The organism is Deinococcus roseus, from assembly GCF_014646895.1.
GTDB lineage: Bacteria > Deinococcota > Deinococci > Deinococcales > Deinococcaceae > Deinococcus_C > Deinococcus_C roseus.
In genome coordinates, this window is record NZ_BMOD01000020.1 from 1 (window position 1) to 19,910 (window position 19,910).

The window sequence follows — 19,910 nt, forward strand, 5'->3', positions numbered from 1 at the left end:
CAGTGAAGACGCCGGATCTGACGGGTCGCACGGCAGACGGCTGGTATGACGGCAACACTGGCACCTGGGTTTCCGCCCCTGCTTTGCCCACTGGAGCACTGGTCAACCCCACTGGAGCGACCGGAACCGCCACCACCGGACAGGTGGCCCTGAGCTGGACCGCTCCTGCAGATTGCCGGGTGTCTGGCATCAAGGTGTACCGCAAGACCAGCGCCGAAACCAATTACACCCTGCAAACCACCCTGGGAGCCACTGCCAACACTTACACCTCCACCGGTCTGACCGGGGGCACCACCTACAACTTCAAAATCAGCAGCACCGATGGCACCACGGAATCCACGGGCGTGGTGGTCACTTCAACCCCACCTGCCTGCACCACAGGTCCTGTGGGCAACCCCTCTGCCCTCACTGGAACGGCTGGTCCTGGCAGCATCAGCCTCAGCTGGACGGCAAGTGCCGACTGTCAGGTCACGGGCTACAAGGTGTACCGCAAGCTCAGCAGCGAAACCAATTACACCCTGGTGACCCAGACCCCCCTGGACAAAACGGCAACTGGATTCACCGTCAGTGGTCTGACTGCAGGCAGCACCTACAACTTCAAAGTGGTGGCCGTCAACAGTGCAGGAACCGAATCCAGCGGAATCACCGCTTCTGGTGTGCCGCTGCAACAGGCTGCCCGCACCGATTTCCGTGAAGAGTCCATCTACTTTGTGATGACCACCCGCTTCAACGATGGAGACACCTCCAACAACGTTGCCTGTTGGGACGATGGCACCGCTGGGAACGTGGGAGATCCCTGCTGGAGGGGGGATTTCAAGGGCCTGATCGACAAGCTGGATTACATCAAGGCGCTGGGCTTCTCTGCCATCTGGATCACCCCGGTGGTCAAGAACATTTCCGGTTATGACTACCACGGCTACCATGCCAGCAACTTCAAGGAAGTGGACCCCCGCTACCTGTCTCAGGGGATCAGCTACCAGACCCTGATTGACGCTGTGCATGCCAAGGGCATGAAAATTGTGCAAGACGTGGTCTTCAACCACACCGGGAACTTCGGGGAGGAGAACCTCTATCCGCTGTTCAAGAAAGACCCCACCAAAGCCGACACTGCTGCCAACCTGCTGAACATTGCGCCTGTGGGTCTGCTGCCCTCCAATTACAGCACCCTGACCCCCTCTGCACAGTACCAGGCCCGTCTGACGGCCATGAAAGAAGACAACAAGGACACCAATTTCCTCTACCACCACGAGAAATCCCTGTCCTGGGAAAGCTACACCGTGCAGACCGGCCAGATTGCCGGAGACGCTGTGGACCTCAACACCGAGAACCCCACCACCTACAACTACCTGATCGATGCCTACAACAAATACATCGACATGGGTGTGGATGCCTTCCGGGTGGACACCGTCAAGCACATCTCCCGACTGACCTTCAACAAGGTGTTCAACCCGGCCTTCAAAGCCAGAGGCGGCCAGAACTTCTACATGTTTGGAGAAGTGGCCACCCGCTACCGTCAGGTCTGGAACAGTGGCATTCCTGCAGTGTCCACCCCCTTCTACACCTGGGCTGAAAACAAGAGTTACCCCTGGAGCAGCACCGACCGTACCGTCAATGAAGCTGCCGTCAAGCAGCAATGGGACGACAACCTCAACGTTTCCACCCAGCCCACCAGCAGCAACCACCTGCTGAATGGCAACAGCTACCGTGCAGTCAATTCTGCACTGCGTGGTGGTCTGGATGTGATCGACTTCCCGATGCACTGGAACTTTGCCAATGCCAGAGACGCCTTTGGTGTGGCCACCGGGGGAGACCAGTATTACGCCGATGCCACCTGGAACGTGACTTACGTGGACAGCCACGATTACGCTCCAGACGGTGCCCCTGAGAACCAGCGCTTTTCTCTGGGTCAGGATGTCTGGGCCGAGAACCTCAGCCTGATGTTCACCTTCCGGGGCATCCCCACCCTGTACTATGGTTCTGAAATTGAATTCAAAAAAGGCATGGTCATTGATGTGGGCCCCAACAAACCCCTCGAGCAGACTGGACGGGCTTACTTCGGAAACAACATCACCGGTTCGGTGAGCGTGAGTGGATTCGGCAAGTACAGTGGGGCCACTGGCAACCTGGCCACCACCCTGGAGCACCCCTTGGCCCAGCACATCCGTCAGCTGAACCTGATCAGACGGGCCATCCCTGCGCTGCAAAAAGGCCAGTACAGCCTGGAAGGGGTCTCTGGCGGAGGCATGGCCTTCAAGCGCCGCTTCACCAGCAGCACTGTGGACAGTTTCGCTCTGGTGTCGGTGTCTGGAGATGCCACTTTCACTGGAATTCCCAACGGGACCTACACCGATGCAGTCACTGGAGATGTCAGAACCGTGACGGGTGGCACCCTCTCCATCAATGCAGCAGGCAAAGGCAACCTGAGGGTTTACGTGCTCTCGACCAGCCTCACTCCCGCTCCGGGCAAAGTGGTGGACCGCAGCGGACTGACCTACCTCAAGTAAACCTTCTCAAATCAAACCTTCTCAAATCAAACCTGTTGTCCCTGAAACCCCTCAGATGTCTGAGGGGTTTTTCCTGTGCAGCGCAATGGTGATTCCTGAAATCTGCTCTATCATCTGCTGGGTTTCCAGTTGCAGTTTTTCAATCCACTGCTGGATTTCTGGGGTCATGTTGCTTCTGGCAGAGGGTTTCTCCAGCAGCTGCAGCCACCTCAGGTGGGCCAGCACATCAAAAACCTCCAGGTTCCAGCGGGCATCGGGAACCTGCTGGCAATACAAATCAGTGAATTCCTCTGCCAGCAAAGGCAGGTTGGATTTTTGCAGGATCAGGCGGGTCCAGCCCAGGTCCTCCCGGGGATCGCCGATGCCCCAGTCCCAGTCCAGCACCACCAGCCTCCCTGAAGGCTCTGCCAGCACATTCCAGGGGTGGTAATCCCGGTGCAGCAGGGTTTTCTGAAAAGTTGTCTGCTTGTGCAGTCGCTGCGCAGTCCAGGTCAGGATGGGCTGGTGCAATTTTTGAAAATCATTTTCAAAAATTGTGCATAGGCCCTCGAAAGCGCTTTCAGAATTTTCCTGTGAGATTTCCAGGTTTTCGATTGAGACACTGTGAATTTTCACCAACTGGTCCACAAAACGTTTTGAAGCCAGGGTGTGATCTTCGGGCAGCAAGAGGTCCATCAATGGACGGCCCTCGATCCATTCCATCACCACGGCACTCCCCTCTGGAAGCTGAGATGTGCCCAGCAGCATAGGGGCTGCAATCTGCAGTTCTGGAAGGTGGGTCAGTGCCCAGCTTTCCCGACTGAAATGCCCCTCAAAACCAGCAGGATAGAATTTGAGCACCACTGGGAGTGTTTTTCCAGAGTGCTGGACCAGCAGGCGGTGAATGGGAAAGGCCATGCCACTGGTGAAAGTGCTGGTCTGCAACACCTCAACTTCGGGTCCATACACCTGCCTGAGGTGTTGCAGCAGCATTGCTGGCAGGCCTGACCCTTTGGGGGTCATTGAACCATACCAACCAGATACACCCTGAAAGCCTCAAAAGAAACCCCCAGACCAAACAGGGCCATCAGCCACATCAGGCGAACACCCAGTTTGGGATCGGCCAGTTTGCCACTGCCCAGCAGGTGGGCAGCCACCACGGTCAGCAACTGGCAGACCACATAGCGCAGGTGGGCACCAGAGCGGCCAGAAGGAATCCCATGCCCTGAAGACAGCGTGTAGAAGTGCAGCAACACTGCAGCTCCTGTGAGCAGGTACATGGCGTAAGTGAAGAACATAAAGCTTCTGGGCACCCTGGGGGCACGCAGAAAAAACAGGCTCCAGAGCAACTGAAGCAGAAACAGTCCGGCATTCACCAGCGACAAATTCATGTTCAGGTAATCCAGGGCATCAAGGGCATCTTTGGCATTCATGCTGCTGACCATTATGGCACCTGAACCCTGCTGCGTTGACCATTGGAACCTGGAGAATTCAGAAAAGTCCTTCTGTTGCAAAAAACGCCCACCCAGGCAGCAACCTCCTGTTCTTCTGTCAAAGGTTCTCAGGGGAAACCAAAAGAAGGCGTCCAGAAGTCTGGACGCCTTCATCAGGTGACTGCGGTTTATTTGAGGGCTTTGATGACGGCAGCTGTCAGATCGGTGGATTTTTCATCGGCGTAAACCACCAGACCCGAAGAAGCAGCAACATTTTTGCTCATCACAATCTGGAACCCCTGGGCTTTGGCCACTTTTTTGACGGCATCGTCAATGCTTTTGGCCATGGCATCCAGTTTGGGTTTCACCTGTTTCTGGTATTTCTCAAAAGTGTTGTTGTACTGGGTTTGCAGGTCCTTGTACTGTTTTTCCTGGGCAGCAGTGGGTTTGCTTTTGCCCACCTTGTTTTGCAAATCCACCATTTTCTGGCGGATGGGGTCCAGGGCCTTGCTGGTTTCCTTCTCCAGCTGGCTGATCACCTTGTAGGAAGGATGCTGGGCTTTGACCTTGTCCACATCAACGAAACCAATTTTGGTGGATGCAGTTGCAGCCAGAGCCGGACCTGCCAGCAGCATGGTCAGGGCGAGAAGGGACTTGCGCATTATTTCAGTGCTTTCAGCACAGCAGCGGTCAGGTTGGTGGCCTGCTCGTCGGCGTAAATCACCAGCCCGGTCTTGGCAGCGGCATTGCGGCTCAGCACCACGCTGAAGCCCTGGGCTTTGGCCACACTGGCAATGGCTGAGTTGACATCATTGTCCAGGGGTTCCTGCAGGGCAGAGATCTGGGTTTGCCACTGCTTGCCTTTGTTGTCATAGGTGGTCTTGGCGGTGGCGTAGTCCTGCTTGTCCTTGGCGGTGGCACCAGCTGCCTGGGCTTTGGTGGTCAGTTCGGGCAACTTCAGGGTGTTTTTGAGTTGCTCCATGTCAGCATTTGCTTTTGTGCCAAGTTCAGAGAGGTCTTTGTAGCCAGGGTGAGCAGCAAAAACAGCATCAACATCCACCAGACCAATCTTGGTTGGGGCATTTTGGGCTTTGAATTGAGAGCCGAGCAGGGCCGCAGAAGCAATCGCCGCAACGGCGAACAGTTTAGAACCTTTCATGCTTGTGAGAATACTTGACGGGTGTTTGAGGAACATGAAGTGCAAATGTACTTGAACCCCCCCTCCTTCATCTTTCATGATTGTGTTATACAGGACAGATCAAAGGAGGCGATGCCTGATGCTCGTACGTGATTGGATGACTCCAAATCCCATTGTGATCTCGCCAGACACCCCGGTGCTGGAGGCCCTGAAGTTGCTGGGTGCCCACCATTTCCGCCGGTTGCCCATTGTGAAAGACCACGCCCTGATTGGCATGGTCACCGACAAGGACCTCAAGGATGCCATGCCTTCCAAGGCCACCACATTGTCGGTTTGGGAGCTCAATTACCTGCTCTCCAAATTGACTGTGGATGAAGTGATGGCCTCACCTGTGGTGACGGCTTTTGACCATGAATTCATGGAAGATGCTGCACTGAGGTTGCAGGAGCATAAAATTGGTGGCATGCCCGTGCTGGACAAAGAAGGCAACCTGGTGGGCATGATCACCATCACCGATGTGCTGAGGGCCTTCACGCAGATCATGGGCTTGCAAGAAGGGGGAGAGCGCATCACCATCGATGTTCCAGATGTTCCGGGAAGCCTGAACCGGGCCATTGAAGCCATCAAACCCTCCAACATCATTTCGGTGGCCACTTCTGGCAACCAGTTTCAACGCCGCCGTTTTGTGATCCGTGTGGTGGGGGAGGCCAGCGAAGCGGTGCGGGACCGTCTGACCGCTGCAGGGATTCTGGTTTACGAATAAACCAGTCACCCCTGTTGAAACAACTCACATTTTGGGGGTCCATGTGCGCTTTTGACCTGAGATCCGCAGGTGAAATCCCCCACAAGCCGCCCAAAAAGGGCGGTTTTTGCTTCTTCACATCTGGTTTAACCTTTTTGATCGGGACGAAAAGCCCTTGAGTGGTTTACCTGATCTATAGTACACTCTGTACAACCCAATCAGGAATGCACCGTCAAAGGGGGAAAGAATGCCCGCCAAGATTCGACTATTCGGTCAGGAAGCAACTTACCAGTCTGGTAAGTGGGAATGCGCAGATGTTTCTCTGCAAGCCATGCTGCAGAGTCTGGTTGATCCCCTGGAAGCCCACTCTCAGGAAGCAGACATCAAAAATGCCAGATATGCCATCAGTCGCTATGGTGGCTTGTGGCTTTCTCCAGATCTGCCTCCAGAACCCGAACCTGAGCCTGCTGTTGTTCCAGAAATGGTGGAAGCCAAACCCAGAATGGGTCTGGGCAGCCTTTTCCGGCGACTGGTCAGTCGGGCCTAGCCCCACCCCTCAATTTCTTCTCCTGCATTTCCTGAATGTTCAGCACCCCACCCGGCAGGTGGGGTGTTTTTTGCAGGTTTTGCTGGAGTCCTGAAGCAACACTTTGGGTATGATTTCGGACATGCCTTCCCCTCTGAAAACACACCCTCTGAAAACAGATTCTGATGCTGGATCAGGTCTTCTGAAAGCCAGGAAAAGTCGGGCCAGAAAAGTCCTGCAATCCATGAAAACCCTCTATCCAGCTGCCACAACCGAACTGGAATATGGCAGCCCCTTTCAATTGCTGGTGGCGGTGGTGATGTCTGCGCAGGCCACCGACAAAAGCGTCAACATCGCCACAGAAAAACTGTTTCAGGTGTACCCGGATGCCCTGAGCATGTCTCAGGCCTCTCCAGAAGAAGTGGAATCTTACATGAAAAATGTCAACTTCCACTACAACAAGGCCCGCAATGTGGTGCGCCTGTCCCAGTTGTTGCTGGAACGCCATGAGGGTCAGGTGCCCAATGATTTTGAGGCCATCATTGCTTTGCCGGGTGCAGGCCGAAAAACCGCCAATGTGGTGCTCTCCAACGTGTATGGCATGCCTGCCATTGCCGTGGACACCCATGTGGGCAGGCTGTCCAGAAGGCTTGGGCTTTCAGAGCACATGAACCCCGACAAGGTGGAACAGGACCTCATGCAGGTCTTTCCCAAAAAAGAGTGGATCTTCCTGCACCATTCCATCATTTTGCACGGAAGAAGGGTGTGTTTTGCACGCAAACCCAACTGTCCGGGTTGCCTGATGAACACTTTTTGCCCCAGGATTGGGGTGGAGGAGGTGGCCCCTCAGCCCAGAGCCCACAACCCCTCTGATACAGACCCTCCACCCACGGTGTAAACTGGAACAGATGAATGCTTCTTCGATGCTAGAAACGCTCTACGTCATTCAACAGATGGACCTGGAGCTGGATCGTTTAAAGAGCGACGAAACGCGCATTCCAGGCGATCTCGCCAGCGCACGCAGCGAGCGGGAGGAACTGAACGAGCAGCAGGAGCACTGCCGGACCCGCCAGCAGGAAACCCGCCGGGAAATCCAGTTGAATGAACTGGAACTGGAAGACTACCGCCAGAAACTGGGAAAATCTCGGGAAGAACAGCAGAAAAATGCTTTTGATGCCCGCACCCAGGTGCAATATGAAAACCAGATCCAGCAGCTTTCGGATCGGGTGACCGATCTGGAAGAAGCCCTGGCCCCCCTGTACGAGCGGGCAGAAAAACTCAGGGCGCAGTGGAACGACCTGGAAGAACAGGAAGACAGACTTTCCCCCCGGCTGGTGGAACTGGAAGCCATGGATGAAAACCGCATTCAGGCCCTCCGGGACGAGCATTCTGAGAAGCTGGCCAAACGCAATGAGCTGATCAAGACCATCGATGCCCGCCAGGTCAAGGAATACGAAATGATTCGCAAGGCCCGCAAGGGGCTGGCTGTGGTGGCCATTCAGAACAGCCGTTGCAGCGGATGCAACATGCAATTGCCTGTCACCATCCAGCAGCAGGCCAAAGCCAGAAAAATACCGGCGGTCAAATGCACGTCCTGTGGGCGCATTCTGGTGCACCTCTGACACCCCATGCAAATCCGACTTGCCAACCGCAAAGACAGCCTGAAACTCACCGAGTTGTGCCTGGCCTGGGAAGGTGCTCCAGCCGTTCACAACCCTGAATTGCTGGAAGAATTGTGGTTTCAGACCCTCACCGACGATGACAGCAGCGTGTACATTGCCCAGCAAGACGGTGCTGCTTCAGACAGCCCACTGCTGGGTTTTGTGCATGTGACCTACCAGGCCCGGCCTGCCCGTCTGGGCTGGCGGGCCACCATTGAAGAACTGCACACCCAGTCAGGAGCTCCAGAGGTTTACCCGGCTTTGCTGGAAGCTGTGGTGGCAGAGTGCCGACGCCGTGGAGATGTGATTGCCCTGTACCTGATCACCCAGCCAGACCTGGAGCCCGGCCTCAGTTCCCACCAGGTCTATCAGGATCTGGGTTTCCGCAAACGCGGACGGGATGTGTTGATCTGGACTGGAGAGCTTTGACACCTGAGTCTCTGCTGATGGACCATCTGGACAGATCTGAGAAGCTATGTAGAATGATCGTGGAGGCACAACACATGAAAAAAACCACTCTCATTCTCGGGGCAGGGCTTCTTCTCGGCATGGCATGCGCTCAGGATTACTCCGCGAATCTGGCCTTTCAGGGGCTTCCCGTGGGCGGCAGTGTGGGTCTCACGGCCAAGGGACTGGTGGCTTTTGATGATCTGAGCCTGGATGCACGTTTGATCGGAGACATCACCACCAGAGGTTTTGCTGTTCAGGCCGATGTGCTGGCCAACCTTTATGTGACGGATGATGTGAACCTCTACTTTGGTCCCTCGCTGGGTGTGGGCATTGCGGGAGGAAGCACCGGTTTCCTCTTTGGTGGCGTTGGAGGCTTTGCTTACCCTGTGACAGATGCCTTTGATGTGTTTGCTGAAGGCAAATGGAACAACCTGAATGGTGTGGGATTCCGTCTGGGTCTGAGTTATTACTTCTAAGCACCTGGCTTGACAACATGATGCCCTGTAAACACTTTGAGCCAGAGCATGATGTTGTAGATGTATATACGATTTGAGGAAACTGGATCTCATGAGATCCAGGGTTTGTTTCCTGTCTCCCTTGACTTTAAAAGATGAAGATCAGGGTGCTATAGTAACAGTCGTTACAGAGTCATAAAGTGACAGTAAACAGTAAAGTGACAGTGCTGTAAATACACAGAACTGTCCGTCATAGAGGAGGTTGTTTGACATGAAAAAAGCACTTGTTGTTCTTGGTCTCGGATTGGTTCTCGGTGGTGCTGCACAGGCACAGACCCTCAACGTGGGCGGCACATACTTTGCCCCTGGTGGTTTTGGTGTGAACCTGGGCGTGGCTTTCAACGTGACCGAACTGGGCGGCAATGCTGTGACTGCCCGCATTGGTGCCGATGTGACCCGCACTGCTGGCGTGACTGGATTCTCCTTCAATGCCGATGCCCTTTACAACGTTCCTTCTGATGCCCTCAATGTTTATGTGGGTCCCAGCCTGGGCTTTGTGGGTGGAGCAGGCGCAGGTGCCTTCAAAGTGGGCGCTGTGCTGGGTGCCAACTATGCTTTCGACAGCCAGTTTGGCCTGTTTGTGGAAGGTTTCTACAACTACGTGATCGGTGGCGGCAGCTTTGGTGGCGCACGTCTGGGCCTCACCTACAAACTCTAAAAACCCTTTGCAGAAAAATGCAGCTCCAGCATCTGTCTGGAGCTGCATTTTTGTTGCATTTTGGTCGTTTGCTCAGGTCATTTTTGCATGCTTCTGAGCACTTCAAAAGCCCCAATCACCCTGGGAAACCCCAGATAAGGCACCGCAAACAGCAAGGCTTCCTCGATGTCCTGCAGGGTGCCTCCGGCGTTCACCACACCTCTGAAATGGGTTTTGAGTTCCTGTGGGTTGCCCAGAGACACCAGCATCACCACGGCCAGCAACTCTTTGACATGCAAAGGCAGGCCAGGGCGCTCGTACACCTCTGCGTAAGCAAAGCCCTGGATGTACTGCTGCAAATCAGGATGAAAGGCTTTCAGGCGGTTTTCGATGGTTTCGGTGTGTTCCCCCCAGATGGTTTCTCTGGCACTCACAGGTGCTCCTGGGCTGCCCAGCGTTCTGGGACCGCCTGATTCAGCCAGGAGATGGGATCTTCCAGGCTGCTTCCAGGGGTGAACACTTTGGAGACCCCCAGTTCAGCGAGGCTGGCCAGGTCCTGGTCGGGGATGATGCCCCCTCCAAACAGCAGGATGTCTGTGGCCTGTTTCTCTTCCAGCAGCTTGCGGACCTCCCTGAAGAAATGCATGTGGGCTCCAGAAAGCACCGACAGCCCGATGGCATCCACATCTTCTTGCAAGGCGGTGGCCACAATCATCTCCGGGGTTTGCCTCAGTCCTGTGTACACCACTTCCATGCCTGCATCCCTGAGCGCTCTGGCAACAATTTTGGCCCCCCGGTCATGGCCATCCATGCCGGGTTTGGCAATCAAGACCCGTATTTTACGGTTCATTGGTCCTCCTTTTTGGGGTATCTTAACTTTTTTGCGAGGTCTTTGTCAGTGAAACACAGAGCAACACAGGTCCCTCAAGCCCAGACAGATCGGGTTACCGCAACCCCCATTCCGCGGGTATACTGTTGTGCGTGAAGCGAGTTTTCTCTGGCATTCAACCCACCGGTGAGATCCACATCGGGAATTACTTCGGCGCCATCCTCAACTACGTCAAGCTGGGCGAGGAACTGGGCAAGAATTCCATTTACTGCATTGTGGACCACCACGCCATCACCATTCCCCATGAACCTGAACTCCTGAGGAAACGCACCTTTGACGCTGCCCTCGTCAACATGGCTGCGGGCCTGGACCCCAACAAGGTGATTCTGTTCGCACAGAGCGATGTGCGAGAGCATACCGAGCTGGGCTGGGTGTTTGCCACCCAGACACCACTGGGGGACCTGGAGCGCATGACCCAGTTCAAAGACAAATCCAGCCAGCACAGCGTTCTGGCAGGCCTTCTGATGTACCCCACCCTGATGGCTGCAGACATCCTGCTCTACAAGGCCAACACCGTGCCAGTGGGCGAGGACCAGGTGCAGCACATCGAACTGACCCGCGAAATTGCCCGGCGGTTCAACCACCGTTTTGGGGAAATGTTCCCTGAGCCTCTGGCCGTACACAACAAAGACGCCCTGCGCGTTCCCGGTGTAGATGGACAGGGCAAAATGTCCAAATCCAAAGGGAACACCCTGGGGGTGCTGGAGGAGATTGATTCCATCTGGCAGAAACTGCGTGTGGCCCCAACTGACCCTGCCCGCGTGCGCCGCACCGATCCTGGGAATCCAGAAGTGTGCCTGATTTTCGATTACCACAAGCTGTTCAGCGATCTGGAAACCATCCAGATTGTGGATGCAGGCTGCCGCTCTGCAGGCATTGGCTGCATTGACTGCAAAAAACTGCTGATGAAAGGCGTTGAGCAGACCCTGGTGCCCATTCAGCAGCGTGCACAGGAGTTGTACAACAGCCCAGACACCGTGAAAGATGCACTGCATCGGGGTGCACGGGAAGCACGGGAAATTGCCCAGCAGACCATGCAGGAAGTGCGCGACAGGCTCGGCTTGCTCAACCCTTGATGGAACCCCTGCAGCTTTCCTTCCCCGGGTTTTCGGGTGGTTTGCTGGACCTCCTGCAGGCGCTCAAACAGGAGCGCCTGCTTCCCTCAGAGGTTCCCCTTTCCACCATCACACAAGCGGTTTTGAACCGTTTCTACACTTTGCGTGCCCTGGATGCCGAGGTGGCCAGTGAAGCCCTGCCCCAGCTTGCAGCAGTGGTTGCGTTAAAAACCTCTTTGCTGCTTCCCCGCATCTCCAAAGAGGAACCAGAAGACGCTGGAGAGGACTTCGAGGACTACCCCCAGGACATGATGAGCAGTGTGCAGGCTTTGCAGGAACTGGACGCCCTGGTGCGCTTCCTGGCTGAAAAACGCAAAGGCAGAAACCACATCATTGCAGCCAAAGGGCTGGACTTGCCTTATGAACGCAAAAAGCCCCGTGAAAAACTGGTGCTGACCCAGTTGCTGGCTGCAGCAAAAAGCGCGGTCAGAGAGGTGCAGGCTGCCCATATCGTGAAAGACCGCCTGACCCTGGAAGATGCCCGCAAGGCCATCCTGGCTTTTGTCAAAAACCTGCGGAACTTCTTCTTCGAGGCCATCATCACCAGAGACTGGGGCGAAAAAACCGTGTATTTTGCTGCTTTGCTGGAATCGGTGCGTCTGGGAGAGGTGGAACTGCGTCAGGACACGGCTTATGGTCAGATTGAAGTGGAAAGCCTGCAACCTGCAGATCCAGCGCCTGAAAACACAACACTTGAAAACACAACACTTGAAAACACAACACTTGAAAACACATCAAGACAGCGCAACACCTGACCAGCGCTTTCCTGCAGACTGACCGATCGCTGGTGTCTGTTCAAAGCTCTGGGGCGTCTTCTGTGACGATTTTCAGGGTGTTGAAGACCTTCAGGGCGGCCTGCACAATCCTGGGATCAAAGTGGCTGCCACTGTGGCGGGCCAGTTCTTCCAGCGCGTTCTTGAGGCTCCAGGCCTGCTTGTAGGGCCTGCGGTGGGTCAGGGCATCAAAGACATCGGCCACGGCCACAATGCGTCCTGAGAGCGGTATGGTCTCACCCAGCAGACCAAAGGGATAGCCCCGGCCATCCCAGCGCTCGTGGTGGGAAACAGCAATTTCCTGGGCGAGCTGCAGCAGTCGGGATTTTCCGCCAGAGAGAATGCGCCCCCCAATGATGGTGTGGGTTTTCATGTGCTCGTATTCCTCAGGGGTGAGCACGCCATGTTTCATGAGGATGCTGTCTGGGATGCCAATTTTGCCCACATCGTGAAGGCGGGCGGCCAGACGGATGATTTCCACTTCTTCTCTGGGAAGCCCAAGTTCCTGGGCCAGCATGGCAGCGTTGCGTCCCACACGCCAGGTGTGCGCTCCGGTTACATCGTCTCTGGATTCTGCAGCAATGGCCAGTCGGGTGACGATTTCCACCTGGGCCTGCTCCAGTTCCTGGGTTCTCTCGTGCACCAGGGCCTCTGCTGCCCTGCGGGCCAGGTCATTGGCCTCGTTCTGCATGCGGTACATTTCTGCTTTCTGTTCACTGCGTTCCAGATCGAAACGCATTTTCAGGTAACGGGAACGCCGTTCGCCTTCTTCGTTTTTCAGTTCCTGGTCGATTTTGTGGAAATTCTTGAAGTGCTCCAGTGCAACCCTGGGGTTTCCCAGCAGCTCATAACAATCTGCAAGGCAGCCATGTGCAGCAGCCATGGATTTCTTGCGTTTGCTTTCTTCTGCCAGTTGCAAACCCTGGTTCAGGTATTCCATGGCTTCATGGCCTTTTTTGAGCATCAGCAACTGTTTTCCAACCCCCAGCAAAGCATCGATTTCCCCTTCACGGTGATCGGTCTGTCTGGCCAGGGTCAAAGCATCCCTGAAGGTGGTCAGAGCTTGTTTGGAGTTGCCCTGCCAGGAAAAAACTTCTCCAATGGAAATCAAAGAATTGATGATGACAGGCTGATAGCCCAGTTTGCGTCCAAAATGAATGGATTGCTGAAGATAATCTACCGCTTCACGATGATGCCCCTTCAGTCTTAAAATCTCTCCTAGATTTTCCGTAGCAACTGCAATAATAATGGGAATATTGCCCTTTTCGCCCGTACTGATGGCATCTTTAAAAAACTTTAAGGCTTCGTCATAGTCGCCTAGATCCTTGTATAGATTGCCTATAGAAATAAGACTAACTCCCTCGGTTCTGGGATCATGGCGTGATTCGGATATAATCTGATGTGCTTTGGAGAGATACATCAATGCTTCAAAGTATTCTCCCAGTTCAGTGTACGATTGTCCCAGGTTGTTTAAAAGATTGGCGGTTTTTGAAGGAATTCCCAGCTGCTCTCTTAAAGGCAGGGCGGCTTCAAGAGCTTCGATGGATTTTTGATAATCACCCTGGTGATGATAAACGCCTGCCAGACCATTTAGTGCATCTGCTTCAAATTCTATGTTTTGGTGTTCTCTTGAGAGGTGCAGTGCATGTGTGAACATGCCATTGGCGTAATCGTATTTGCCCTGATCTCGGTAGATATGACCAATGGTGATCAGGGCTTCAATTTGTTCATCTGGCTGATGATCAAGACTGAAATTGTTTAAAGCCTGAATCAGATATTTTTCTGCATCAACCAGATTGCCCAGATGAAAAGAACTGATTCCGGCGTACAGCATGGCACTGGCATAAAGCCGGGGTGTCCGTTCCAGGGTTGCTTTTTGTGCAGCCTGCATTGAGAACTGCAGAACCTGAGCAAAATCGACATTCAGCAGTTTCTTGGCTGCTTGAATCAGTTCTTCGGTCGAGGTGTTTGCTCTGGAAGGATCTGCCATAGTTCAATTGTTGTTTTGGGTCTGGGTGAACTGGAGGAGTTGACCCACATTCAATACCCCAGATCCCAGCATCTTGTTGAAAACAGGATTCAGGAATTGGTTGTTGGTGGTGCTGTCTTCCAAAAATTTGATGGCTTTTTCTCCATCCAATCCTGGATTGAGGGCCAGAGCCAGGGCAAGCGCCCCCGACACCTGAGGAGCAGCAAAGGAAGTCCCTGATGCCTGAGCGGTGTAACCTTCAGGCACAATGGTGCTGATGTCTTCACCGATGCTGGTGAGGGTCAGTTTTTGGTGATAGTTTGAAAAAGAGGATTTGAGAAGGGTGTTGCTCACACTGCCTACACTGACCACATTTTTGTGATTTTCACTGTAAGCTGAAGGATAAAGCAGTTTTTGGACGTTGTTATTTCCTGCACTGGCGACAATCAAAGCTTTGTGGATTTCTGCATATTGGATGGCTGATTCTAAAATACTGGATTTTTTATTGGTGCCCAGGCTCAGATTGATGATTCTGGCACCCTGATCTACTGCATGGTAAATGGCCGCAGCGACAGTGTTGATGTCTCCCTGACCTTCTGCATTCAGCACCCTGAGGGGCAAAATTTTGGTTTTGGGAGCCATCTGCAGCATAATTCCTGCCACACCTGTTCCATGCCCATAACCGGGCTGATCAAAGGTGCCCTCTTCTTGAGGATTCAGGTCATGACCAACAAAATCCTTAAAGGTATTGGATGGCGTGAAAGCGTTGCTGTCCCAGGCGGGATGTTGGAAGTCCACTCCAGTGTCAAGGACTGCGACAGTGATGCCTTCACCCAGGTTTGTTGCAATGCTCTGACCACGCTGAAGCTGAAGGGTGGACCAGACTGCAGAGTTTTCTGGGAATGGGGTGTAAGTCTGGTCACTCCATGAACTGCCCAGACCCCAGACATGACCCAGACCCCAGACATGACCCAGACCCCAGACATGACCCAGACCCCAGACATGACCATTCATGGTCACAGGATCTTCAGGGATCTCAAAGGCATCCTGATTTTCTTCCAGATCAGAACCAGACAGTTTGCTGATTCCCACTTTTGCAGATTGTGCAGAGAATCCCACCAGCAAAGTGCGGGTTTTTTCATGCCAGAAAGACACTTTTCCGCCAAGCTGCTGGGCAACCTGTTCAGGGGTTTGACCAGCTGGGACGGTTTTCTGGGTGATGTATTCAAAACGCTCCTGCTGAACAGCAGAAGCTGGAAGGGTGTGAACAGAGCAGGCGCTCAGGGCGAGGGTCAGCAAGCAGGTCGCTATTGCAGGAACATGGAAGAGTCTGGGCATCAGGGGACCTCGGTTGTTGCGCACCTGCAGGAGCATGTCGCATGGAAGAAGTTCTTAATAGAAGTTTAACAGGAATTTATCATTTATAGACCCGGAGTGTAAAAAAAGTGTAATAAAAAATCTTTAGGATTCTTAAATGTTGGTTGAGGTTGGTGGGACAGACCACCAGATGTGGGGCACATTCTGCCTGCTGTAAAACCCTACAATGGTCATCATGCGCATTCTTCACACCGGGGATTTTCATGCTGGACGCCAGTTGCGGGGCATGGACCGCACCCCCGAAATCCGTGCAGCCCTCTCTGAAATCCTCTCCATCGCCAGAGACAGCAAAGCAGATGCCGTGCTGGTGTCGGGAGATGTTTTTGATACCGTCAATCCCAGCGCTTATGCAGAGGATGTGGTCTATGAATTCTATCTGGGTCTGCGTGAGGCAGGCATTCCCAGCGTCACCATTGCAGGGAACCATGACAGTTCAGAACGCCTGCGCAGCATCCGGGGTTTGCTGAAACAGGTGGGTGCCCACATGGTGACCCACGTGACCCCCAATTTGCAGGACCTGGTGTATCCTGTGCAGGCCAGAGATGGAACCCTGTTGCAGGTGCTGGCTTTTCCGTTTCTTTCAGAGCGCAAGCTGGTCAAACTTGCAGACATCGCAGAGGGCAACGTCAGCCAGTGGAGGCAGAAGTACCAGGAGGGCATGAATTTCTTCCTTCGCCGCATGGCCTCTTACCTCAGGCCTGATGCCGTAAACATGCTGATGATGCACCTGACCTTCGATGGCAGTTTGCCTTCTGGCAGTGAACGCAGCTTCACTTTTGACATCACCAACAGCTACACCGTCAGTGCCCGCATGCTCCCAGAAGCCCTGCAATATGTGGCCCTGGGGCACATCCACAAACCACAGCAGGTTTCAGAGCTTCCTCCGGCCTATTATGCAGGCAGCATCATCCAGCTGGATTTTGGTGAGGCGGGAGAACAGAAATACGTGAACCTGATTGAGGCAGAACCGGGTCGGCCCATCAAGTTCCAGCAGATCCCACTGCAAAGTGGCAAACGCCTGAAAACCGTGCGGGTGAAACTGGACCAGATCGAGCAGATGGACAGCCTGAACGCCTTCGATGGTCTCCTCAGGGTGATTGTGGAATTGCCTGCAGGGATGGGAACGGCAGGCCTCAAAGAACGGGTGGCGAAAGTGCTGCCCAGTGCGCTGGCCATCGAAATTGAGGCTTCTCAGCAGGACCTGAAATCCCGCACGGCAGGAAGGTCCAACCTCAGCGATGTGGAGCTGTTTGAGCAGTATTATCTGGAGCGCCATGGGGCTTTGCCTGCCGAGGTCAAAGAAGCATTTCTGGAAGCCTCCAGATGGACCCTTGAAGGAGAAGAGCCTTGAAGCCCCTGAAACTCGCCCTGCAAAACTTCACCTGCTTCCGGGAATTCACCGAAGTCGATTTCACGGAACTGTCCCTGTATGCCATTCAGGGACCCACTGGAAGTGGGAAAAGCAGTTTGCTGGATGCCATCTGCTTTGCGCTTTATGGGGAGACCCCCAGACTGGGAGCCAAGGGCCTTGATGCCCTGATCTCGCAGGGAGCCCAGAGCATGTCGGTGCGCTTTGAGTTTGAGGTGGGAGGAGAGCGTTTCGAAGTGGTGCGGTCCAAGGGACGCAAGGCCAGCGAAAGCGAAACCCGTCTGGCGAAATACCAGAACGACAAGCCCATCACGGCTGTGGAAGGCAACAAGAAAAAAGACATCCAGTCTGAAATTGAAAAAGTGGTGGGACTGTCTTTTGATTCGTTCACACGGGCGATTTTGCTGCCCCAGGGTCAGTTTGACCGTTTTCTGAAAGGCAACAGCCGTGAAAAACAGGAACTGCTGGGCAAACTGATCGGTCTGGATCGCTTCACCCGCATGCAGAAAATGGCTTCTGACAGAGCCAGAACCGCCAGAACCCAGCATGATCTGATCCAGCACCGTCTGGACATGGAATTTGCAGAAGTCACCGAAGAGCGGCTGCAAGCCCAGGAAGCAGAACTGGAAAACATCCTGCTGCAGTTGCAGCAGCAGGAAGCCTTGCAGCAGGCGCTTTCAGAGGTGCTTTCCCAGCAAGAAGAACTGTCCAGATTGCATCAACAACAGCAGCTTCACCTGAAAGAGCACCAGAAGTTGCAGGGTCAGCAGGAGCACATGACTGCACTGGTTCAGAAGGTGCAGGCAGCGCAGGCGGTGTCTGGTGTGCTGGCCCTGCTCAAGCAGGCCAGGGCTGTTGAATTGAGACTGCAGCAGAGCCAGATGGCCCACCAGCAAACGCTTCAGAACCAGCAAAAGGCCACCCTGGCCCTGCAAGCGGCTGAAGCAGCCCACCTGCAAGCCCAGCAACAGGCCCAGCAACTGCCTGAACTGGACCAGCAACTGCTGCAATTGCAGGATTCTCAGCGCCTGTTTGCCCGCCTGAAACAACTCGGGGGAGACCTGGGCCTGAAAACAGCCCACACGGTTAGCTGGTCAGAAGAGGACTTTTTTGCAGCCCGCAGCATGCTGGAACTCAAAAACCAGCTGGAAAATGAATCCAGGCAGCTCAGACAGGAAGAACAGAAGGTCATCCAGCAGAAACAGCAGATCCAGCAGGAACACCAGGACCTGCAGGTTCGCAGGCAGAAACTGGAATTGCTGGTGCCAAAAGGCAAAGAAGCCCGCGCTGAACATGACCGCCTGAAAACCGAACTGGAAACCTCCAGGGTGCAGCACCAGGCCATGCACCTGAAAGCCCACCTGAAAGTGGGTGAGCCCTGCCCGGTGTGTGAACAAAGGGTGTCCCGCTTGCCCCAGATGTCGGTGGGAAACATTCAGATGCTGGAACAACAGGTCCAGCAGGCTGAAAAAACCCTGGAAGCCATCAAAGAAGAATACCAGACCGAAAAAACCAACCTGCAAACCCTGGCTGCCAGAATCCAGCAAAGCCAGGAATATCTGGCTGAAAGGGAAACCCGGTTGCTGGAACAGCAAGCCCAGTTCCAGAACCGTCAGGCTGGATTGACCCTGGAACATCCCCAGCAGCACATGCAGGATTTGCTGGCAGGGCTGGCCCAGGAGGTGTTGCACAAAAGTGCTGGTCAGGACCCCGAGCGGCGCAGCAAGCAACTGCAGCAAGAAAAAGCACGCATCCAGCAGGAAGTTCAGGTCCGGCAACGTGCCCTGGGCACAGCCCAGACCCAGCACGCCACCCTCACAGCACAACTGGACAGCCAGCAACAGCAACTGTCAGAGCGTGAGCAGGAATGGGCAGAAATTCAGGGCACCCTGCAAGAAGCCCTGGCTTTGCTGGGCATGACCCAGCAGGAGGTTCTGGGTCACGCCATGACCCCCGAACAACTGCAACAGGCCCAGCAAAGCCTTGAGCACTGGCGCACCCAGCTGGCCCGTCTGGAAGCCCAGAAAGCTGAACTTGAACAGCAACTCTCGGGCCGCAGCTACCAGCCAGAAGAACACCAGCGCCAGAAAGCACAGCACCTGGAGATCACCCAGGCCCTGAAAACCCTCAATGTGCGGCTGGGACAACTGCAGACGCACATCGTGTCCCTGAAGGGCCGATTGGACCTCAAGCGCACCCTCAACAAGGATGCGGCCCTGCATCAAAAAACCTTCAACACCTGGGACACCCTGGCCCGCAACCTGCAACTGGACCGCTTTCCCAAATTCCTGCTGGAGGAGGTGGAAGAGCAACTCTTGCTGGGAGCAGGCACCCTGCTCCATGACATCAGCGATGGACGTTACGCCCTGCTGTTGCAGGAAGGGGAATATGTGGTCTCTGACCACTGGAATGCTGGAGAAACCCGACCCATTCGCACCCTTTCAGGAGGAGAGACGTTCCTGGCCAGCCTGTCTCTGGCCATTGCCCTCAGCGATTACCTGGCGGGCAACAAACTGCTGGGAGCCCTGTTTCTGGACGAAGGTTTTGGCACCCTGGATCCGCAAGCCCTGGATGCAGTGGCCCGTGCCCTGGAGAAGCTGCAGCTGTCAGGTCGCATGGTGGGGGTGATCACCCACGTTGCTGCGCTGGCTTCCCGTTTGCCTGCCCGTCTGGTGGTGGAAAAGCGCATGAGTGGCAGTCATGTGTGGATTGACAGTGAAGAAGTCGAAGTTTAAATCCTTCTGAATTCTGGAAAATTGGTTTGCAGATGTGCTTTCTGAAAGAAGGCTTAAGCCCTGACAGATGAAGATCAAAATAAGAAGTTTAGATCAAG

At 54.4% G+C, this 19,910-nt stretch carries 20 protein-coding genes and 1 pseudogene; 12 read left to right on the top strand and 9 right to left on the bottom strand.

The window, feature by feature from the left end; genetic code table 11:
* A partial coding sequence (locus IEY52_RS19390; protein WP_189005594.1) for an alpha-amylase family glycosyl hydrolase occupies positions 1–2,504 on the top strand: 2,504 nt, incomplete at its 5' end.
* 51 nt (positions 2,505–2,555) lie between these two features.
* Here IEY52_RS19390 and IEY52_RS19395 read toward each other — a convergent pair.
* The 4 genes from IEY52_RS19395 to IEY52_RS19410 all read right to left on the bottom strand — a co-directional run bounded on the left by IEY52_RS19395 (position 2,556) and on the right by IEY52_RS19410 (position 5,075).
* Positions 2,556–3,506 carry a phosphotransferase family protein gene (locus IEY52_RS19395; RefSeq protein ID WP_189005596.1) on the bottom strand — a complete coding sequence of 317 codons (951 nt, stop codon included), beginning with the start codon at positions 3,504–3,506 and terminating at the stop codon, positions 2,556–2,558.
* The gene (locus tag IEY52_RS19400; protein ID WP_189005598.1) at positions 3,503–3,916 is read right to left on the bottom strand and encodes a hypothetical protein; all 414 of its coding nucleotides are present in this window, start codon (positions 3,914–3,916) and stop codon (positions 3,503–3,505) included. Before IEY52_RS19400 ends, IEY52_RS19395 begins: the two co-directional genes overlap by 4 nt.
* A gap of 188 nt (positions 3,917–4,104) precedes the next feature.
* Positions 4,105–4,578 (bottom strand): OmpH/Skp family outer membrane protein, encoded by a 474-nt coding sequence (locus IEY52_RS19405; protein WP_189005600.1) that lies wholly within the window; start codon positions 4,576–4,578, stop codon positions 4,105–4,107.
* Positions 4,578–5,075 carry an OmpH/Skp family outer membrane protein gene (locus tag IEY52_RS19410; protein WP_189005602.1) on the bottom strand — a complete coding sequence of 166 codons (498 nt, stop codon included), beginning with the start codon at positions 5,073–5,075 and terminating at the stop codon, positions 4,578–4,580. Before IEY52_RS19410 ends, IEY52_RS19405 begins: the two co-directional genes overlap by 1 nt.
* A gap of 118 nt (positions 5,076–5,193) precedes the next feature.
* Between IEY52_RS19410 and IEY52_RS19415 the strand changes: the two genes are divergently transcribed.
* The 7 genes from IEY52_RS19415 (at position 5,194) to IEY52_RS19445 (ending at position 9,606) form a co-directional block, all read left to right on the top strand.
* Complete coding sequence (locus IEY52_RS19415; RefSeq protein ID WP_189005604.1) at positions 5,194–5,817, top strand: CBS domain-containing protein; 624 nt, start codon at positions 5,194–5,196, stop codon at positions 5,815–5,817.
* A gap of 226 nt (positions 5,818–6,043) precedes the next feature.
* Entirely contained in the window at positions 6,044–6,343 is a 300-nt protein-coding gene (locus IEY52_RS19420) for a hypothetical protein (RefSeq protein ID WP_189005606.1), read from the top strand.
* 121 nt (positions 6,344–6,464) lie between these two features.
* Positions 6,465–7,220 (top strand): endonuclease III, encoded by a 756-nt coding sequence (gene nth / locus IEY52_RS19425; protein ID WP_189005608.1) that lies wholly within the window; start codon positions 6,465–6,467, stop codon positions 7,218–7,220.
* Between the two features lie 10 nt (positions 7,221–7,230).
* Complete coding sequence (locus IEY52_RS19430; RefSeq protein ID WP_189005610.1) at positions 7,231–7,944, top strand: zinc ribbon domain-containing protein; 714 nt, start codon at positions 7,231–7,233, stop codon at positions 7,942–7,944.
* Positions 7,945–7,950: 6 nt separating this feature from the next.
* Positions 7,951–8,412, top strand: coding sequence for a GNAT family N-acetyltransferase (locus IEY52_RS19435; RefSeq protein WP_189005612.1), 462 nt, complete (start codon positions 7,951–7,953; stop codon positions 8,410–8,412).
* 74 nt (positions 8,413–8,486) lie between these two features.
* Positions 8,487–8,909, top strand: coding sequence for a hypothetical protein (locus tag IEY52_RS19440; protein ID WP_189005614.1), 423 nt, complete (start codon positions 8,487–8,489; stop codon positions 8,907–8,909).
* 250 nt (positions 8,910–9,159) lie between these two features.
* Positions 9,160–9,606, top strand: a complete 447-nt coding sequence (locus tag IEY52_RS19445; RefSeq protein WP_189005616.1) for a hypothetical protein — start codon at positions 9,160–9,162, stop codon at positions 9,604–9,606.
* A gap of 77 nt (positions 9,607–9,683) precedes the next feature.
* On the opposite strand, the gene IEY52_RS19450 is transcribed toward IEY52_RS19445, so the two are convergent.
* Positions 9,684–10,019, bottom strand: a complete 336-nt coding sequence (locus tag IEY52_RS19450; RefSeq protein WP_189005618.1) for a carboxymuconolactone decarboxylase family protein — start codon at positions 10,017–10,019, stop codon at positions 9,684–9,686.
* Complete coding sequence (locus tag IEY52_RS19455) at positions 10,016–10,435, bottom strand: cobalamin B12-binding domain-containing protein (protein WP_189005619.1); 420 nt, start codon at positions 10,433–10,435, stop codon at positions 10,016–10,018. The genes IEY52_RS19450 and IEY52_RS19455 overlap by 4 nt, the downstream gene beginning before the upstream one ends.
* 131 nt (positions 10,436–10,566) lie before the next feature.
* Between IEY52_RS19455 and trpS the strand changes: the two genes are divergently transcribed.
* Together trpS and IEY52_RS19465 are read left to right on the top strand one after the other, a co-directional pair.
* Positions 10,567–11,550, top strand: a complete 984-nt coding sequence (trpS, locus tag IEY52_RS19460) for a tryptophan--tRNA ligase (RefSeq protein WP_189005621.1) — start codon at positions 10,567–10,569, stop codon at positions 11,548–11,550.
* The gene (locus IEY52_RS19465) at positions 11,547–12,344 is read left to right on the top strand and encodes a segregation and condensation protein A (RefSeq protein WP_189005623.1); all 798 of its coding nucleotides are present in this window, start codon (positions 11,547–11,549) and stop codon (positions 12,342–12,344) included. The genes trpS and IEY52_RS19465 overlap by 4 nt, the downstream gene beginning before the upstream one ends.
* A gap of 40 nt (positions 12,345–12,384) precedes the next feature.
* Here IEY52_RS19465 and IEY52_RS27115 read toward each other — a convergent pair whose 3' ends face one another.
* From IEY52_RS27115 to IEY52_RS19475, 3 genes and pseudogenes are all read right to left on the bottom strand, one after another.
* Complete coding sequence (locus tag IEY52_RS27115; protein ID WP_373289899.1) at positions 12,385–13,473, bottom strand: HD domain-containing phosphohydrolase; 1,089 nt, start codon at positions 13,471–13,473, stop codon at positions 12,385–12,387.
* 165 nt (positions 13,474–13,638) lie between these two features.
* Positions 13,639–14,352 (bottom strand): annotated as a pseudogene (locus IEY52_RS27120) (tetratricopeptide repeat protein); the annotation flags it as partial.
* Between the two features lie 3 nt (positions 14,353–14,355).
* On the bottom strand, positions 14,356–15,693 hold the full coding sequence (locus IEY52_RS19475) for a S8 family peptidase (protein WP_189005626.1): 1,338 nt from the start codon (positions 15,691–15,693) through the stop codon (positions 14,356–14,358).
* Positions 15,694–15,883: 190 nt separating this feature from the next.
* On the opposite strand from IEY52_RS19475, the gene IEY52_RS19480 reads away from it, so the two are divergent.
* On the top strand, positions 15,884–17,059 hold the full coding sequence (locus IEY52_RS19480; protein ID WP_189005628.1) for a metallophosphoesterase family protein: 1,176 nt from the start codon (positions 15,884–15,886) through the stop codon (positions 17,057–17,059).
* Entirely contained in the window at positions 17,056–19,812 is a 2,757-nt protein-coding gene (locus IEY52_RS19485) for an AAA family ATPase (RefSeq protein ID WP_189005630.1), read from the top strand. Before IEY52_RS19480 ends, IEY52_RS19485 begins: the two co-directional genes overlap by 4 nt.
* The last annotated feature ends 98 nt before the right edge of the window (positions 19,813–19,910 follow it).

Excerpts from the sequence above, each read along its gene's own strand:
- IEY52_RS19440 (WP_189005614.1), top strand. The coding sequence starts at position 8,487 with ATGAAAAAAACCACTCTCATTCTCGGGGCAGGGCTTCTTCTCGGCATG.
- IEY52_RS19455 (WP_189005619.1), bottom strand. The coding sequence starts at position 10,435 with ATGAACCGTAAAATACGGGTCTTGATTGCCAAACCCGGCATGGATGGC.
- IEY52_RS19430 (WP_189005610.1), top strand. The coding sequence starts at position 7,231 with ATGAATGCTTCTTCGATGCTAGAAACGCTCTACGTCATTCAACAGATG.
- IEY52_RS19420 (WP_189005606.1), top strand. The coding sequence starts at position 6,044 with ATGCCCGCCAAGATTCGACTATTCGGTCAGGAAGCAACTTACCAGTCT.
- nth (WP_189005608.1), top strand. The coding sequence starts at position 6,465 with ATGCCTTCCCCTCTGAAAACACACCCTCTGAAAACAGATTCTGATGCT.
- IEY52_RS19480 (WP_189005628.1), top strand. The coding sequence starts at position 15,884 with ATGCGCATTCTTCACACCGGGGATTTTCATGCTGGACGCCAGTTGCGG.
- IEY52_RS19415 (WP_189005604.1), top strand. The coding sequence starts at position 5,194 with ATGCTCGTACGTGATTGGATGACTCCAAATCCCATTGTGATCTCGCCA.
- IEY52_RS19400 (WP_189005598.1), bottom strand. The coding sequence starts at position 3,916 with ATGAATGCCAAAGATGCCCTTGATGCCCTGGATTACCTGAACATGAAT.
- IEY52_RS19445 (WP_189005616.1), top strand. The coding sequence starts at position 9,160 with ATGAAAAAAGCACTTGTTGTTCTTGGTCTCGGATTGGTTCTCGGTGGT.
- IEY52_RS19395 (WP_189005596.1), bottom strand. The coding sequence starts at position 3,506 with ATGACCCCCAAAGGGTCAGGCCTGCCAGCAATGCTGCTGCAACACCTC.
- IEY52_RS19405 (WP_189005600.1), bottom strand. The coding sequence starts at position 4,578 with ATGCGCAAGTCCCTTCTCGCCCTGACCATGCTGCTGGCAGGTCCGGCT.
- IEY52_RS19410 (WP_189005602.1), bottom strand. The coding sequence starts at position 5,075 with ATGAAAGGTTCTAAACTGTTCGCCGTTGCGGCGATTGCTTCTGCGGCC.
- IEY52_RS19435 (WP_189005612.1), top strand. The coding sequence starts at position 7,951 with ATGCAAATCCGACTTGCCAACCGCAAAGACAGCCTGAAACTCACCGAG.